Raw genomic sequence first — 15,703 nt, forward strand, 5'->3', positions numbered from 1 at the left:
TGATGATGCGACGTATAGCTGTAATGGGCGCCGCGGGGCGCATGGGCAAGACCCTGATCGAAGCGGTCCAGCAGACCCAGGGCGCTGCCGGCCTGACTGCTGCGGTGGATCGTCCCGAGAGCAGCCTGGTGGGTGCCGATGCCGGCGAACTCGCCGGCATCGGCCGTAATGGGGTGATGCTGTCGGGTGACCTGGCGCGGGTGCTGGATGACTTCGATGTCGTCATCGACTTCACCCATCCCAATGTGACCCTGCAGAATCTGGCGCTGTGCCGCAAGGCCAGAAAGGCCATGGTGATCGGCACCACCGGCTTCACTGCCGAGCAGAAGCTGACCCTGCTGGAAGCGGGCAAGGAAATTCCCATCGTCTTCGCCGCCAACTTCAGCGTCGGCGTCAATCTCTGCCTCAAACTGCTGGATACCGCTGCCCGGGTACTGGGTGACGAGGTCGATATCGAGATCATCGAGGCGCACCATCGGCACAAGGTGGATGCGCCCTCGGGTACCGCCCTGCGCATGGGCGAGGTCGTGGCCCAGGCGCTGGGGCGTGATCTGGAGGAGGTCGCCGTCTATGGCCGGGAAGGCCAGACCGGTGCGCGGGATCGCCAGACCATCGGCTTCGCCACCGTGCGTGCCGGGGACGTGGTGGGCGATCACACGGTATTGTTCGCCAGCGAAGGCGAGCGGGTCGAGATCACCCACAAGGCCTCTAGTCGCATGACCTTCGCCAAGGGCGCGGTGCGTGCGGCCCTGTGGCTGAAGGACAAACAGCCAGCGCTATATGACATGCAGGACGTGCTGGAGTTGCGCTGATCAGCTCGCAGGGGTGCAAGGCGTGATCAATTCGTGTACAATGCAGCTTTAGTGTATCCACTAAAAGCTAGCGCAGAATGAAATCACAACATTAAAACGGGATGACTCTTCGAGATGTCATCCCGTTTTTTTGCACCCTGCGTTTGCCCGCCAAGGCTTGATTTTCGGAGGTCTTCTTGACTAAGCCAGCCATACTCGCACTTGCCGATGGCAGCATCTTTCGCGGTGAATCCATCGGTGCCGACGGCCACACGGTCGGCGAAGTGGTGTTCAACACCGCCATGACCGGCTACCAGGAAATCCTGACCGATCCTTCCTATGCGAAGCAGATCGTCACCCTGACCTATCCGCACATCGGCAATACCGGCACCACGCCGCAGGATGGCGAGGCCGCTCAGGTCTGGGCTGCCGGGCTGATCATCCGCGACCTGCCGCTGCTGGCCAGCAACTGGCGTAACAAGCAGTCGCTGCCCGACTATCTCAGGGAGAACGGCACCATCGCCATTGCCGGGATCGACACCCGTCGACTGACCCGCATTCTCCGCGAGAAGGGCGCTCAGGATGGCTGCATCCTGACCGGCGAAGACGCCACCGAAGAGCGTGCCCTGGAATTGGCTCGTGCCTTCCCTGGCCTCAAGGGCATGGACCTGGCCAAGGAAGTCAGCGTCAAGGAGCGCTACGAGTGGCGCTCCAGCGTCTGGTCGCTGGAAACCGACAGTCACGCCGAGATCCCCGCCGAGCAGTTGCCCTACCACGTGGTGGCCTTCGACTATGGCGTCAAGCTGAACATCCTGCGCATGCTGGTGGCCCGCGGCTGCCGCATCACCGTGCTGCCGGCCCAGACCCCGGCCAGCGAAGCCCTGGCGCTGCAGCCTGACGGCATCTTCCTGGCCAACGGCCCGGGCGATCCCGAGCCCTGCGACTACGCCATCAAGGCGATCCAGGATGTCCTGGAGACCGAGATTCCGGTATTCGGCATCTGCCTGGGCCATCAGCTGCTGGCCCTGGCCTCCGGCGCCAAGACGGTGAAGATGCCCAACGGTCATCACGGTGCCAACCATCCGGTGCAGGATCTGGATAGCGGCGTGGTAATGATCACCAGCCAGAACCACGGTTTTGCCGTGGATGAGGCCAGCCTGCCAGCCAGTGTGCGTGCTACCCACAAGTCGCTGTTTGACGGCACCCTGCAGGGTATCGAGCGTACCGACAAGGTCGCTTTCAGCTTCCAGGGTCACCCCGAGGCGAGCCCTGGCCCGCACGACGTGGCGCCGCTGTTCGACAAGTTCATCCAGGCCATGGCCGCGCGCCGCTAAGGTTAGAGGAGGGTAGAGCCCATGCTGGCGAATCTGGGTGTCATCGACTTCTGGACCTATGTGGTCGGGACCCTGTTCGTCATCCTGTTGCCCGGCCCCAACTCCTTCTTCGTGCTCGCCACCAGCGCCCAGCGCGGCATCCGCAGCGGTTACCAAGCGGCTTCCGCCGTGTTCCTTGGTGACGCCGTGCTGATGCTGCTCTCGGCTCTGGGCGTCGCCTCGCTGCTCAAGGCCGAGCCGCTATTCTTCCAGGTCCTCAAGTATCTGGGCGCGGCCTACCTGTTCTACCTCGGCTGGGGCATGTTGCGCGGCGGACTCAAGTCCTGGCGCAGCCCGGCCCAGAGCCAGGCCGAGGCGACCCTGCGCGAAGACGTCCATCAGCCGTTCCGCAAGGCGCTGCTGCTGAGCCTGTCGAATCCGAAGGCGATCCTGTTCTTCGTCTCCTTCTTCATCCAGTTCGTGGACCCCGGTTACGCCCATCCGGCGCTGTCCTTCCTGGTGCTGGGCGCGGTACTGGAAGCGATCAGCTTCTGCTACCTGTCGTTCCTGATTTTCTGCGGCGTTCGCCTGGCGGCCTGGTTCCGTCAGCGGCGTCGCCTCAGCGCAGGCGCCACCGGCGGCGTCGGCGCCCTGTTCGTTGGTTTCGGTGTGAAGTTGGCCACCGCGACCCTGACCTGATTACCTGCATTCGAGAAGCCCATGCCTAAGCGTACAGACATCAAGAGCATCCTGATCCTCGGAGCCGGCCCCATCGTCATCGGCCAGGCCTGCGAGTTCGACTATTCCGGCGCCCAGGCCTGCAAGGCCCTGCGCGAGGAAGGCTTCCGCGTCATCCTGGTGAACTCCAACCCGGCCACCATCATGACCGACCCCTCCATGGCCGATGCCACCTACATCGAGCCGATCAAGTGGGCGACGGTGGCCAAGATCATCGAGAAGGAGCGTCCCGACGCCCTGCTGCCGACCATGGGTGGCCAGACCGCGCTGAACTGCGCCCTGGACCTGGAGCGTCACGGCGTGCTGGAGAAATTCGGCGTCGAGATGATCGGTGCCAACGCCGACACCATCGACAAGGCCGAGGATCGCTCGCGCTTCGACAAGGCCATGAAGGACATCGGCCTGGCCTGCCCGGTCTCGGGTATCGCCCACAGCATGGAAGAAGCCTACGGCGTGCTGGAGAAGGTCGGCTTCCCCTGCATCATCCGTCCGTCCTTCACCATGGGCGGCACCGGTGGTGGCATCGCCTACAACCGCGAAGAGTTCGAGGAGATCTGCAACCGTGGTCTGGACCTGTCGCCGACCAACGAGCTGCTGATCGACGAATCCCTGATCGGCTGGAAGGAATACGAGATGGAGGTGGTCCGCGACAAGAAGGACAACTGCATCATCGTCTGCTCCATCGAGAACTTCGATCCCATGGGCGTGCACACCGGTGACTCCATCACCGTGGCTCCGGCTCAGACCCTGACCGACAAGGAATACCAGATCATGCGCAACGCCTCCCTGGCGGTGCTGCGCGAGATCGGCGTCGAGACCGGCGGCTCCAACGTCCAGTTCGGCATCTGCCCGAACACCGGGCGCATGGTAGTGATCGAGATGAACCCGCGGGTGTCCCGCTCCTCGGCGCTGGCCTCCAAGGCCACCGGCTTCCCCATCGCCAAGATCGCCGCCAAGCTGGCGGTGGGCTACACCCTGGACGAGCTGCAGAACGACATCACCGGCGGGCGTACCCCGGCGTCCTTCGAGCCGGCCATCGACTACGTGGTCACCAAGATCCCGCGCTTCGCCTTCGAGAAATTCCCCAAGGCCGATGCCCGCTTGACCACCCAGATGAAATCCGTGGGCGAGGTCATGTCCATCGGTCGTACCTTCCAGGAGTCCCTGCAGAAAGCCCTGCGCGGCCTGGAAGTGGGCGTGGTCGGCTTCGATCCCAAGCTGGATCCGGCCGATCCCGAGGCCGACAGCACCCTCAAACGTGAGCTGACCGTGCCGGGCGCCGATCGCATCTGGTACATCGGCGATGCCTTCCGTCAGGGCTACAGCCTGGACAAGGTCTTCGAACTGACTCGTATCGATCCCTGGTTCCTGGTACAGATCGAAGACCTGATCAAGGACGAGGAACGCATCAAGACCCTGGGTCTGGCCGATCTCGACTACGACTTGATGCGCAAGCTCAAGCGCAAGGGCTTCTCCGACGCGCGCCTGGCCAAGCTGCTCGGCGTCACTGAGAAGAACCTGCGTGCCCATCGCCACAAGCTCAAGGTGCTGCCGGTATACAAGCGGGTGGACACCTGTGCTGCCGAATTCGCCACCGACACCGCCTACCTCTACTCCACCTACGAGGAAGAGTGCGAGGCCAAGCCCAGCGGTCGCGACAAGATCATGATCCTGGGCGGCGGTCCCAACCGCATCGGCCAGGGCATCGAGTTCGACTACTGCTGTGTGCACGCGGCCCTGGCCATGCGTGAAGACGGCTATGAAACCATCATGGTCAACTGCAACCCGGAAACCGTCTCCACCGATTACGACACCTCCGACCGCCTGTTCTTCGAGCCGGTGACCCTGGAGGACGTGCTGGAGATCGTCCGCGTCGAGCAGCCCAAGGGCGTCATCGTCCAATACGGCGGCCAGACCCCGCTCAAGCTCTGCCGGGCCCTGGAAGAGGCTGGCGTGCCCATCATCGGCACCAGCCCCGACGCCATCGACCGCGCCGAAGACCGCGAGCGCTTCCAGCAGATGGTGCAGCGCCTGAATCTGCGCCAGCCGGCCAACGCTACCGCACGCAGTGAAGACGAGGCCCTGGCCCTCTCCAAGAACATCGGTTATCCGATGGTGGTTCGTCCCTCCTACGTACTGGGCGGCCGGGCGATGGAAATCGTCTACCAGGAAGAAGAACTCAAACGCTACATGCGCGAAGCGGTGAAGGTGTCCAACGACAGTCCGGTGCTGCTCGACCACTTCCTCAACTGCGCCATCGAGGTGGATGTGGATGCGGTGTGCGACGGCCAGACCGTGGTGATCGGCGCCATCATGCAGCACATCGAACAGGCCGGCGTGCACTCCGGTGACTCCGCCTGCTCGCTACCGCCGTATTCGCTGCCCAAGCACATCCAGGACGAGATCCGCGAGCAGGTCAAGAAGATGGCTCTGGAGCTCGGCGTGGTCGGTCTGATGAACGTGCAGATGGCCGTGCAGGGCGAGGACATCTACGTCATCGAGGTCAACCCGCGCGCCTCCCGTACCGTGCCCTTCGTCTCCAAGTGCATCGGCGAGTCCCTGGCCAAGGTGGCCGCCCGCGTCATGGCCGGCAAGACCCTGGCCGAGGTCGGCTTCACCCAGGAAATCATCCCGCCGTTCTTCAGCGTCAAGGAAGCGGTGTTCCCCTTCAACAAGTTCCCCGGCGTGGACCCCATCCTCGGCCCAGAAATGAAATCCACTGGCGAGGTGATGGGCGTGGGCGACAGCTTCGGCGAAGCCTTCGCCAAGGCCCAGCTGGGCGCTAACGAGATCCTGCCGAACTCCGGTTGCGCCTTCATCAGCGTACGGGACGACGACAAGCCCGAAGCCGTGCAGGTTGCTCGTGATCTGGTCGGCCTCGGCTTCGAAGTCGTCGCCACTGCAGGTACCGCGCGGGTGATCGAGGCGGCTGGTCTGCCGGTACGTCGCGTGAACAAGGTGACCGAGGGTCGCCCTCACGTGGTCGACATGATCAAGAACGACGAAGTCACCCTGATCATCAACACCACCGAAGGCCGGCAGTCCATTGCCGATTCCTATTCAATCCGCCGCAACGCGCTGCAGCACAAGCTCTGCTGCACCACTACCATTGCCGGCGGCCAGGCCATTTGCGAAGCTTTGAAATTCGGCGCCGAAAAGACCGTGCGCCGGCTGCAAGATCTGCATGCAGGAGTTAAGGCATGACCAAGTACCCCATGACCGTCCAGGGTGCTCGCGCCCTGGAAGACGAACTCAAACACCTCAAGACCGAGCTGCGTCCGCAGATCACCCAGGCCATCGCCGAAGCGCGTGAGCTGGGTGATCTCAAGGAGAACGCCGAATACCACGCTGCCCGCGAACAGCAGGGCATGGTAGAGGCGCGGATCCGCGATATCGAAGGCCGGTTGCAGAACGCCCAGGTGATCGACGTAGCTGCCCTGCCGCATACCGGCAAGGTCATCTTCGGTACCACCGTGGAGATCGCCAACACCGAGACCGACGAGACGGTGACCTACCAGATCGTCGGCGACGATGAGGCTGATATCAAGCAGAGCAAGCTGTCGGTGGGTTCGCCCATCGCCCGCGCGCTGATCGGCAAGGAAGAAGGGGACGTGGTGCTGGTGAAGACCCCGGGCGGCGATGTCGAATACGAAATTGTCGCCGTCCGTCACGTCTGATCACCGCGCCGGAGGCTGGCTCGCCAGGCTGCTCGCGGCAGCCTGGCAGCTGGCCCAGGTGTTCTGGGTCGGCCCGCTGGTAGCCCTGCACCTGTGCATCCCTGTGGCGCTCGCCCAAGCGGGCTGGGCGCCGCTGCTGATCCAGTCCGGGCGCGAGGAATTGCTGCGCATGATGCTCAGCGCTGCAGCCGGGGGGGTCTTTACCCAGGTCGTGGTGCTGGTGTGGTGGGCCGGCTTCAGCGCGCTGTGGCGCGATCTGCGCGGTCAGCTGCTGCTGGCCAGTGCGCTAGCCGTGGTGCTGCAGAACGAACTGGCGCGCTTCTGGACCGGACCGACCGCCCTGGCCGGCTACCTGGTCCTGTTGCTTTGCGGTCTGATCCTGGTGCTGCAACCCGTTCCCGGGCGTGCGCCCGAGGCTCAGGCGGTATAGCGCACCACGTTGGACAGGTTGCGATTCTGTTCGCGGGCCTTGCGATAGATCAGGGCCATCTTGCCAATCACCTGCACCAGCTCGGCCTTGCTCGACGCGCACAGTTCGTCGATCAGGGCCCGGCGGTCTTCGCGTTCGGTGACGGCCAGCTTGATCTTGATCAGTTCATGGTCGTTCAGGGCGCGTTCGAGTTCACCCAATACGCCTTCGCTCAGGCCGTTCTCGCTGATGGTGACCACCGGCTTGAGTTGATGACCGATCGCCTTGAACCGCTTTTTATGCTCGTTGTTGAGCGCCATAATTCACCCCAGATAAAAGCCGAGCAGTTTATCCCAGCTGTCCGGTGCCGCCCAGCGATACAAGAAAACTTACCGTGGCCTGCGCTCAGTCCAGCGTGCATGGGCTCAGGGAACACACGGGCAACGCCTGCGTCAAGCAGGCTCGGAAGGGCGGCTGGTCAATCGCCGGAAAATTTGTGCCATCGCTTGCGAGAGACTGCCGGATGTGACATTGCCGCCGTCGCTGGCAGTGCCGGATCCGTCTGATTTACAGGGGCGATTGATGGCTATCCGCGAGGCCTTGTTATTTTCAGCAGAGCCCCCATATGAATGGCCTTGATGTGGTAGGCCAGTCCAGGGCTGTCTATCCTGGTGCGCTGGCCATGAGCCTCGTGCGCCGGGTTGGTATCCGGGTAGGCTGTCTGATCAGGGTCTTCCAGCGAGAAGGCTGCACGAATTTCCTCAAAGAGGGGCGTGGAAGCTTCGCTGTGGAGGTTAGGTGCGCTCTTTTCGCTTCGCGGGACGTGTCGCGCCAGCAGTATCTATTGGGTCGCGGTTTCAAGGGCGATTGAGAGAATTGATGGCCGCAACATCTGCCTTGCCCTAGAGTCAAAGGCAGAAGACTCATATAGCGTTACAGACGATGTCTGCCGTGGGCCAGGCTTTGTGTAGTAACTTACCGGTCACTGCCGGTTTCGCTTCGAACGGTTTACCCACGAAACCGGCGCAGAGGGTAGTCAATTGAACGACATGGCAAAGAATCTGATCCTGTGGCTGATCATCGCCGCGGTGCTCGTCACCGTGATGAACAACTTCTCCAGCCCCAACGAACCCCAGACGCTCAACTACTCCGACTTCATCCAGCAGGTGAAGGACGGGCAGATCGAGAGCGTGACCGTGGATGGCTATGTCATCACCGGCAAGCATCGCGATGGCGACCCCTTCAAGACCATACGTCCAGCGATACAGGACAATGGCCTGATCGGCGATCTGGTCAATAACAGCGTTACCATCACCGGCAAGCAGCCCGAGCAGCAGAGCATCTGGACTCAACTGCTGGTGGCCAGCTTCCCGATCCTGGTGATCATCGCCGTCTTCATGTTCTTCATGCGCCAGATGCAGGGAGGTGCCGGCGGTCGCGGTGGTCCCATGAGCTTTGGCAAGAGCAAGGCGCGCCTGTTGTCGGAAGACCAGGTCAAGACCACCTTCGCTGACGTCGCCGGTTGCGACGAAGCCAAGGAAGAGGTCACCGAGCTGGTTGAATTTCTGCGCGATCCGGGCAAGTTCCAGCGCCTGGGTGGGCGTATTCCCCGTGGCGTGCTGATGGTCGGTTCGCCCGGTACCGGCAAGACCTTGCTGGCCAAGGCTGTTGCCGGTGAGGCCAAGGTGCCCTTCTTCACCATTTCCGGTTCGGACTTCGTCGAGATGTTCGTCGGTGTCGGCGCCAGTCGCGTACGCGACATGTTCGACCAGGCCAAGAAGCACGCTCCCTGCATCATCTTCATCGACGAGATCGATGCGGTTGGTCGCCATCGTGGCAACGGCATGGGCGGTGGTCATGACGAACGCGAGCAGACCCTGAACCAGCTGCTGGTGGAAATGGATGGCTTTGAAATGAACGATGGCATCATCGTCATTGCCGCTACCAACCGTCCCGATGTCCTCGACCCTGCCTTGCTGCGCCCCGGTCGTTTCGACCGTCAGGTCGTGGTCGGGCTGCCCGACATCCGTGGTCGCGAGCAGATCCTCAAGGTGCACATGCGCAAGGTGCCGGTCGGTGATCGCGTCGATGCTAGCGTGATTGCTCGGGGTACTCCGGGTTTCTCCGGTGCCGACTTGGCCAACCTGGTCAACGAAGCTTCCCTGTTCGCCGCCCGTGCCAACAAGCGCATCGTCGACATGCGTGAGTTCGAGCTGGCCAAGGACAAGATCATGATGGGCGCCGAGCGCAAGACCATGGTCATGTCCGAGAAGGAGAAGCGTAATACCGCTTACCACGAAGCCGGTCATGCCATCGTCGGTCGCCTGGTGCCCGAGCACGACCCGGTCTACAAGGTCTCCATCATTCCTCGCGGCCGTGCTCTGGGCGTAACCATGTTCCTCCCCGAGGAAGATCGTTACAGCCTGTCCAAGCGGGCGCTGGAAAGCCAGATCTGCTCGCTGTTCGGTGGCCGTATCGCCGAGGAAATGACCCTAGGCTTCGAAGGTGTCACCACGGGTGCCTCCAACGACATCATGAGAGCGACTTCCCTGGCGCGTAACATGGTGACCAAGTGGGGCCTGTCCGAGAAGCTCGGTCCGCTGCTGTACGGCGAGGAAGAGAACGAAGGCTACCTGGGTCGTTCCGGCGGCGGTGGTGGTGGCAACATGTCGGGCGAGACTGCCAAGCAGATCGACGTGGAGATCCGTCGCATCATCGACGACTGCTACAACACCGCCAAGCGTCTGCTCGACGAGAATCGTGACAAGCTCGAACTCATGGCTGATGCTTTGATGAAGTACGAGACCATCGATTCCGATCAGATCGACGACATCATGGCTGGTAAGGTCCCGCGTGAACCGCGCGACTGGCACGATCGCGGCGGTCCGACCGGGGATGCGCCCGCATCGCCGCAGAGTGGCAGTGACCGTCCTGAGACGCCCATCGGTGGTCCGGCTGGAGAACACTGAAACACCCATGTTCAATCCGTTTCCTTCGACCCGATTGCCTTGCGGCAATCGGGTTCTTGTTTTTGACACGCCCAAAGTCATGGGCATCCTCAACGTCACCCCTGACTCCTTTTCCGATGGCGGCCGTTACACGGCAGTGGAAAGTGCCCTGCGTCATGCGGGAGCAATGGTGGCGGCCGGTGCGGCCATCATCGATGTAGGGGGTGAGTCCACCCGGCCAGGGGCCCCAGCGGTATCCGAGGCTCAAGAGCTCGATCGGGTAATTCCGGTGGTTCAGGCGATCGCTCGGGAGCTGGATGTCGTTATTTCCCTGGATACCTCCGCGCCAGCGGTCATGCGCGAAGGCGCTCTGGCTGGTGCCGGCTTGATCAATGATGTGCGCTCGCTGAGGCGTCCTGGCGCCCTTGAGGCGGCTGCCGCTACCGGCCTGGCGGTTTGCCTGATGCACATGCGTGGCGAGCCAAGCACCATGCAGCAGGCGCCCGTTTATACCGACGTTGCGGGGGAGGTTGGCGCCTTTCTCGGCGAGCAGATCGCACGTTGCGAGATGGCTGGCATCGCTCGCGAGCGTCTGGTGCTGGATCCGGGGTACGGCTTCGCCAAGACTCTGGAGCACAACCTCGAACTGTTTAAGCGGCAAACCGAATTGCTCGCCTTTGGGCTACCCTTGCTGGTGGGTGTCTCGCGCAAGAGCATGATCGGCGCGGTCACTGGGCGGCCCGTGGAGGGCCGCCTGGCGGGTGGGCTGGCGCTGGCGGCCCTGGCGCTGACCAAGGGGGCTCAGATCCTGAGGGTTCATGATGTGGCGGAAACAGTGGACGTGGTGAAGATGATCACTGCGGTCGAAGGCTTCAGGCAGGAACAGAACTGATGGCAAGAAAGTATTTCGGAACCGATGGCATTCGCGGCAAGGTCGGGACCTATCCCATTACGCCGGATTTCATGCTCAAGCTGGGCTGGGCGGCGGGCATCGCCTTTCGCAGCCGCGGCGGCTGTCGGGTGCTGGTCGGCAAGGACACGCGCAACTCGGGCTACATGTTCGAGTCGGCGCTGGAGGCCGGTCTGTCCGCCGCCGGTGCGGACGTCATGCTGCTCGGTCCCATGCCGACACCGGGTATCGCCTATCTGACGCGAACCTTCCAGGCCAGCGCCGGCATTGTCATCAGTGCTTCGCACAATCCTTACTACGACAACGGCATCAAGTTCTTTTCCGGCGCCGGCACCAAGCTGCCCGATGAGCTCGAGACCATGATCGAGGAGCTGCTCGATACTCCGATGACCGTGGTCGACTCGGCGCGGATTGGCAAGGTCTCGCGCATCAACGATGCGGCCGGTCGCTACATCGAGTTCTGCAAGAGCAGCGTACCGACCGGTACCAGCTTCGCTGGGATGAAGATCGTGCTGGATTGCGCCAACGGTGCGACCTACAAGATCGCGCCCAGCGTCTTCCGTGAGCTCGGTGCGGACGTCAGCGTGCTGGGCGTGCAGCCAGATGGGCTCAACATCAACAAGGACTGCGGCTCCACTCACCTGGAGGGCCTACAGCAAGCGGTGCTCGACCAGCACGCCGACATCGGCATCGCCTTCGACGGCGACGGTGATCGGGTCCTGATGGTGGATCACACCGGGGCGGCAGTGGATGGCGACGAGCTGCTCTATCTGATCGCGCGCGATCTCAAGCGCCGTGGTCGCCTCGAGGGTGGGGTGGTGGGTACCCTGATGAGCAATCTCGGTCTCGAGCTGGGGCTGGCCGAGCTGGATATCCCCTTCGTGCGGGCCAAGGTCGGCGATCGCTATGTGATGGCCGAGCTGCTGGAGCGCAATTGGGTGTTGGGCGGTGAGAACTCCGGGCACGTGGTCTGCTGCCAGTACACCACCACAGGTGACGCCACCATCGCCGCCCTGCAGGTGCTGATCGCCCTGCGCAATGCCGGTCAGACCCTGGCCCAGGCACGCATGGCGCTGCGCAAGTGTCCGCAGGTGTTGATCAACGTGAGATTCGGCGGCGGCCAGGATCCTCTGGAGAATCCCCGGGTCAAGCAGGCCAGCGCAGAGGTGACCGAGAAAATGGCCGGCAAGGGACGGGTGCTGCTGCGTAAATCCGGTACCGAGCCGTTGGTCAGGGTCATGGTCGAAGGCGAAAACGAGCGTGAGGTTCGTGCCCATGCCGAAGCGCTCGCTCAATTGATAACTGAGGTATGTGCTTGATTTGCTTGCATGCCTGTTTTCGATTGAGTAACATCTGCGCCCACTTCGCTCCCTGAGGTAAAACGCATGCGTCGTTCCCTGGTTGCCGGTAACTGGAAAATGCATGGCTCGCTGCAGAGCGTGTCCGCATTGGTCGCAGGCTTGAAAGGGTTGGACGGCGTGTCTGGTGTCGATGTCGTGGTGATTCCGACATTAGTGCATCTGCCGGGGGTGGCTGAAGGTTTGGCGGCGACGTCGCTGATGGTGGGGGCTCAGACCTGTGCTCCCGTCGCTGGCGAGAAGGCCCTGACTGGCGAGGTATCCTCGACGCAGTTGGTGGAATTCGGTTGCCGTTACGTGCTGGTGGGGCATTCCGAGCGGCGTGCCCTGCTGGGCGAGGATGACGAGGTGGTGGCGAAGAAATTCGCGGCCATCCAGGAGGGCGGGATGATTCCCGTGCTCTGCGTCGGTGAAACCCGTGAAGAGCGGGAGGCCGAGCGTACTCTGGACGTGGTCGGTGGCCAGCTGAAGGCGGTCATCGACGCAGTTGGAGTCGCGGCTTTCACCCGTGCCGTGGTGGCCTATGAGCCTGTTTGGGCGATAGGTACCGGGCTCACGGCGACGCCGGAGCAGGCGCAAGAGGTTCATGCGGCGATTCGCGCCCTGGTGCGTGAGGCCGATGCTGAAGTCGCTGAAGGGCTTCAGCTGCTGTATGGCGGTAGTGTCAAGGCCGCCAATGCTGCCGAGTTGTTCGGCATGCCGGATATCGATGGGGGGCTGGTGGGTGGTGCCTCCCTGAATGCTGAAGAGTTCAGTGCGATTTGCCGCGCTGCAGGACGTGGATAATGTTGGAAACTGCAGTTGTAGTGATCCACTTGCTGATGGCGCTTGGCCTGATCGTGCTGGTGTTGATGCAGCAGGGCAAGGGTGCTGAAGCAGGTGCATCCTTTGGTGCGGGTGCCTCGGGTACCGTTTTTGGTAGTCAAGGTTCTGCTACCTTTCTGAGTCGTTTTACTGCTATACTAGCTGCGGTTTTTTTCGCGACTAGTCTGGGTCTGGGGTATTACGCCAAAGACCGTGCGCTGGGTCTGCGTGAAGTGGGTCTTCCCACTCAGCCAGTCCAGCAGGCTCCTCAGCCGAAGCAGGATGGTAGCGATGTTCCCCTGAGCCAGCCGCGTGCTGCTCAAGGCGGTACTTCCGGGGACGTGCCCCAGGAGTCCAAGTAGGTTTCAAAGGTTTCATGCCGAAGTGGTGGAATTGGTAGACACGCTATCTTGAGGGGGTAGTGGCCACAGGCTGTATGGGTTCGAGTCCCATCTTCGGCACCAAATAGCAAAGACGTCCAGCAGGACGCGGCGAGAGAGTAGGTTGACTCTTATAGTAGAGTTGAATATAATCTCGCTCCAGCTTTGACGCGGGGTGGAGCAGTCTGGTAGCTCGTCGGGCTCATAACCCGAAGGTCGTTGGTTCAAATCCAGCCCCCGCAACCAGTTTTTTAAAGCCCCTTTATAGGGGCTTTTTGTTGGCTGGACAGTTCGGGTCGCGCTTTCTTGCGCAGACCTCTTAGGGATGGGCGTAATGCCCATTTTTTATTCTCAAAAAACGCGAGGCAACCAGGTGTCGAGCAAGCTAGAACAGTTGCAGGCCTTGCTGGCCCCCGTCATCGAGGCGCTTGGCTATGTCTGCTGGGGTGTCGAGTACATCTCCCAAGGGCGGCATTCGCTACTGCGTGTCTACATCGATCATCCCAATGGCATTCTCGTAGAAGACTGCGAGAAGGTCAGCCGCCAAGTCAGTGGCGTACTCGATGTGGAAGATCCCATCACCAATGAATACACCCTCGAGGTGTCTTCCCCCGGTATGGATAGGCCCCTGTTCACGCTGGAGCAATTCGCTGCCCATGCCGGTGAGCAGATAAAGGTCAAACTTCGGTCGCCCTTCGACGGGCGACGTAATTTCCAGGGTTTGCTGCGCGGTGTGGAAGACCAGGATGTCGTGGTGCAGGTGGACGAGCATGAGTATCTGCTACCCATCGAGATGATCGACAAGGCCAACGTCGTTCCCCGTTTCGAGTGATTTGAGCGCGAGACCGCGGATCCCAAGGATTGCGAATACGAGGCGTAAGATGAGCAAAGAAGTTCTGCTGGTAGTGGAATCTGTTTCGAACGAGAAGGGTGTTCCACCCGGCGTCATCTTCGAGGCACTGGAGTTGGCTCTCGCCACGGCTACCAAGAAACGCTACGAAGAAGATGTGGATCTGCGGGTGTCGATCAACAGACACAACGGCAGCTACGAGACCTTCCGCCGCTGGACCGTGGTGGAAGACGAAGACTATCAGCTGCCCGATTCGCATCTGACGGTGGAAGACGCCCAGGAAGAGCATCCTGGGGTCAAGGCCGGTGAAGTGATCGAAGAGAAGATCGAGTCCATCGAATTCGGTCGGATCGCTGCCCAGACCGCCAAGCAGGTGATCGTGCAGAAGGTGCGCGAGGCCGAGCGGGCTCAGGTGGTGGACGCCTATCGCGAGAAGGTCGGCGAGATCATCTCGGGAACCGTCAAGAAGGTCACTCGTGACAGCGTGATCGTCGACCTGGGCAACAATGCCGAGGCGCTGCTGCCGCGTGAGCACATCATTCCCCGTGAGACCTTCCGCATGGGCGTGCGTCTGCGCGCCCTGCTCAAGGAGATCCGTACGGAAAACCGCGGTCCGCAACTGATGCTGTCGCGTACCGATCCGCAGATGCTGATCGAGCTGTTCCGCATCGAAGTACCGGAAATCTCCGAGCAGCTGATCGATGTCATGGCAGCCGCTCGGGATCCGGGCTCGCGGGCCAAGATCGCCGTTCGCTCCAAGGACAAGCGCATCGATCCGCAGGGCGCCTGTATCGGCATGCGTGGTTCGCGTGTCCAGGCGGTATCCGGTGAACTGGGTGGCGAGCGTGTCGACATCGTCCTCTGGGATGACAATCCGGCGCAGTTCGTCATCAACGCCATGGCTCCGGCCGAAGTCGCCTCGATCATCGTCGACGAAGACAGCCGTACCATGGACATCGCCGTCGCCGAGGATAACCTGGCCCAGGCGATCGGCCGTGGCGGCCAGAACGTGCGCCTGGCCAGTCAGCTGACCGGTTGGACGCTCAACGTGATGACCGAAGCGGACATCAACGCCAAGCAACAGGCCGAGACCGGCGACATCATCCAGCGCTTCATCGACGAGCTGGATGTCGACGAGGAACTGGCGCAGGTGCTGGTGGAAGAAGGCTTCACTTCCCTCGAGGAAGTGGCCTACGTGCCCATGGAAGAGATGCTCAACATCGATGGCTTCGACGAAGACATCGTCAACGAGCTGCGTACCCGGGCCAAGGATCGCCTGCTTACCCGGGCCATCGCAACGGAAGAACAGAAGAGCCCCAGCGAAGATCTGCTGACCCTCGACGGCATGGATCCCCAGCTCGCCAGCGCGCTGGCCCAGCGTGGCGTGGTCAATCGCGAAGAGCTCGCCGAGCAGTCGATCGACGACCTGCTCGACATCAACGGCATGACCGAAGAGCGTGCCGGCAAGCTGATCATGGCTGCCCGTGCCCATTGGTTCGAGTAAGCGGCGCAGTCTGAGGAGAGA

At 61.9% G+C, this 15,703-nt stretch carries 14 protein-coding genes and 2 tRNA genes; 15 read left to right on the forward strand and 1 reads right to left on the reverse strand.

The annotated features are described in order from the left end of the window. The first annotated feature begins 5 nt into the window (after nt 1-5). The 6 genes from dapB (at nt 6) to ACUCV0_RS22710 (ending at nt 6,949) form a co-directional block, all read left to right on the forward strand. Complete coding sequence (gene dapB / locus ACUCV0_RS22685; protein WP_271655893.1) at nt 6-812, forward strand: 4-hydroxy-tetrahydrodipicolinate reductase; 807 nt, start codon at nt 6-8, stop codon at nt 810-812. A gap of 176 nt (nt 813-988) precedes the next feature. Continuing rightward, the gene (gene carA, locus ACUCV0_RS22690) at nt 989-2,125 is read left to right on the forward strand and encodes a glutamine-hydrolyzing carbamoyl-phosphate synthase small subunit (protein ID WP_271653743.1); all 1,137 of its coding nucleotides are present in this window, start codon (nt 989-991) and stop codon (nt 2,123-2,125) included. A gap of 21 nt (nt 2,126-2,146) precedes the next feature. Beyond that, the gene (gene leuE / locus ACUCV0_RS22695; RefSeq protein WP_442964859.1) at nt 2,147-2,803 is read left to right on the forward strand and encodes a leucine efflux protein LeuE; all 657 of its coding nucleotides are present in this window, start codon (nt 2,147-2,149) and stop codon (nt 2,801-2,803) included. Between the two features lie 21 nt (nt 2,804-2,824). Beyond that, the gene (carB, locus tag ACUCV0_RS22700; RefSeq protein ID WP_059313364.1) at nt 2,825-6,046 is read left to right on the forward strand and encodes a carbamoyl-phosphate synthase large subunit; all 3,222 of its coding nucleotides are present in this window, start codon (nt 2,825-2,827) and stop codon (nt 6,044-6,046) included. Then, entirely contained in the window at nt 6,043-6,519 is a 477-nt protein-coding gene (gene greA / locus ACUCV0_RS22705) for a transcription elongation factor GreA (protein ID WP_059313365.1), read from the forward strand. The genes carB and greA overlap by 4 nt, the downstream gene beginning before the upstream one ends. After that, nucleotides 6,497-6,949: a hypothetical protein gene (locus ACUCV0_RS22710; protein WP_482213801.1), complete on the forward strand. Its 453-nt coding sequence runs from the start codon at nt 6,497-6,499 to the stop codon at nt 6,947-6,949. Before greA ends, ACUCV0_RS22710 begins: the two co-directional genes overlap by 23 nt. Here ACUCV0_RS22710 and yhbY read toward each other — a convergent pair. After that, on the reverse strand, nt 6,937-7,248 hold the full coding sequence (gene yhbY / locus ACUCV0_RS22715; RefSeq protein ID WP_059313366.1) for a ribosome assembly RNA-binding protein YhbY: 312 nt from the start codon (nt 7,246-7,248) through the stop codon (nt 6,937-6,939). The genes ACUCV0_RS22710 and yhbY overlap by 13 nt on opposite strands. Nucleotides 7,249-7,977: 729 nt before the next feature. On the opposite strand from yhbY, the gene ftsH reads away from it, so the two are divergent. The 9 genes from ftsH (at nt 7,978) to nusA (ending at nt 15,682) form a co-directional block, all read left to right on the forward strand. Next, a complete protein-coding gene (gene ftsH / locus ACUCV0_RS22720; RefSeq protein WP_059313368.1) occupies nt 7,978-9,897 on the forward strand; it encodes an ATP-dependent zinc metalloprotease FtsH in 1,920 nt (639 codons plus the stop codon). 7 nt (nt 9,898-9,904) lie between these two features. Beyond that, the gene (gene folP, locus ACUCV0_RS22725) at nt 9,905-10,768 is read left to right on the forward strand and encodes a dihydropteroate synthase (RefSeq protein ID WP_482213815.1); all 864 of its coding nucleotides are present in this window, start codon (nt 9,905-9,907) and stop codon (nt 10,766-10,768) included. Further along, nucleotides 10,768-12,105, forward strand: a complete 1,338-nt coding sequence (gene glmM / locus ACUCV0_RS22730) for a phosphoglucosamine mutase (protein ID WP_059313370.1) — start codon at nt 10,768-10,770, stop codon at nt 12,103-12,105. Before folP ends, glmM begins: the two co-directional genes overlap by 1 nt. A 66-nt stretch (nt 12,106-12,171) precedes the next feature. Next, on the forward strand, nt 12,172-12,930 hold the full coding sequence (gene tpiA, locus ACUCV0_RS22735; RefSeq protein ID WP_271653749.1) for a triose-phosphate isomerase: 759 nt from the start codon (nt 12,172-12,174) through the stop codon (nt 12,928-12,930). Next, nucleotides 12,930-13,310: a preprotein translocase subunit SecG gene (gene secG, locus ACUCV0_RS22740; protein WP_482213802.1), complete on the forward strand. Its 381-nt coding sequence runs from the start codon at nt 12,930-12,932 to the stop codon at nt 13,308-13,310. The genes tpiA and secG overlap by 1 nt, the downstream gene beginning before the upstream one ends. A 16-nt stretch (nt 13,311-13,326) precedes the next feature. Then, nucleotides 13,327-13,412, forward strand: a tRNA-Leu gene (locus ACUCV0_RS22745). Nucleotides 13,413-13,497: 85 nt separating this feature from the next. After that, nucleotides 13,498-13,574, forward strand: a tRNA-Met gene (locus tag ACUCV0_RS22750). Nucleotides 13,575-13,701: 127 nt separating this feature from the next. Further along, the gene (gene rimP, locus ACUCV0_RS22755) at nt 13,702-14,160 is read left to right on the forward strand and encodes a ribosome maturation factor RimP (RefSeq protein WP_059316809.1); all 459 of its coding nucleotides are present in this window, start codon (nt 13,702-13,704) and stop codon (nt 14,158-14,160) included. Between the two features lie 49 nt (nt 14,161-14,209). Then, a complete protein-coding gene (nusA, locus tag ACUCV0_RS22760; RefSeq protein WP_007162649.1) occupies nt 14,210-15,682 on the forward strand; it encodes a transcription termination factor NusA in 1,473 nt (490 codons plus the stop codon). The last annotated feature ends 21 nt before the right edge of the window (nt 15,683-15,703 follow it).

It is taken from the genome of Pseudomonas sp. VMV1 (genome assembly GCF_056790235.1).

Bases quoted from the DNA above. Each gene is read 5' to 3' on its own strand.
- dapB (WP_271655893.1), top strand. From the start codon at position 6: ATGCGACGTATAGCTGTAATGGGCGCCGCGGGGCGCATGGGCAAGACC.
- leuE (WP_442964859.1), top strand. From the start codon at position 2,147: ATGCTGGCGAATCTGGGTGTCATCGACTTCTGGACCTATGTGGTCGGG.
- carB (WP_059313364.1), top strand. From the start codon at position 2,825: ATGCCTAAGCGTACAGACATCAAGAGCATCCTGATCCTCGGAGCCGGC.
- greA (WP_059313365.1), top strand. From the start codon at position 6,043: ATGACCAAGTACCCCATGACCGTCCAGGGTGCTCGCGCCCTGGAAGAC.
- yhbY (WP_059313366.1), bottom strand. From the start codon at position 7,248: ATGGCGCTCAACAACGAGCATAAAAAGCGGTTCAAGGCGATCGGTCAT.
- ftsH (WP_059313368.1), top strand. From the start codon at position 7,978: ATGGCAAAGAATCTGATCCTGTGGCTGATCATCGCCGCGGTGCTCGTC.
- folP (WP_482213815.1), top strand. From the start codon at position 9,905: ATGTTCAATCCGTTTCCTTCGACCCGATTGCCTTGCGGCAATCGGGTT.
- glmM (WP_059313370.1), top strand. From the start codon at position 10,768: ATGGCAAGAAAGTATTTCGGAACCGATGGCATTCGCGGCAAGGTCGGG.
- tpiA (WP_271653749.1), top strand. From the start codon at position 12,172: ATGCGTCGTTCCCTGGTTGCCGGTAACTGGAAAATGCATGGCTCGCTG.
- secG (WP_482213802.1), top strand. From the start codon at position 12,930: ATGTTGGAAACTGCAGTTGTAGTGATCCACTTGCTGATGGCGCTTGGC.
- nusA (WP_007162649.1), top strand. From the start codon at position 14,210: ATGAGCAAAGAAGTTCTGCTGGTAGTGGAATCTGTTTCGAACGAGAAG.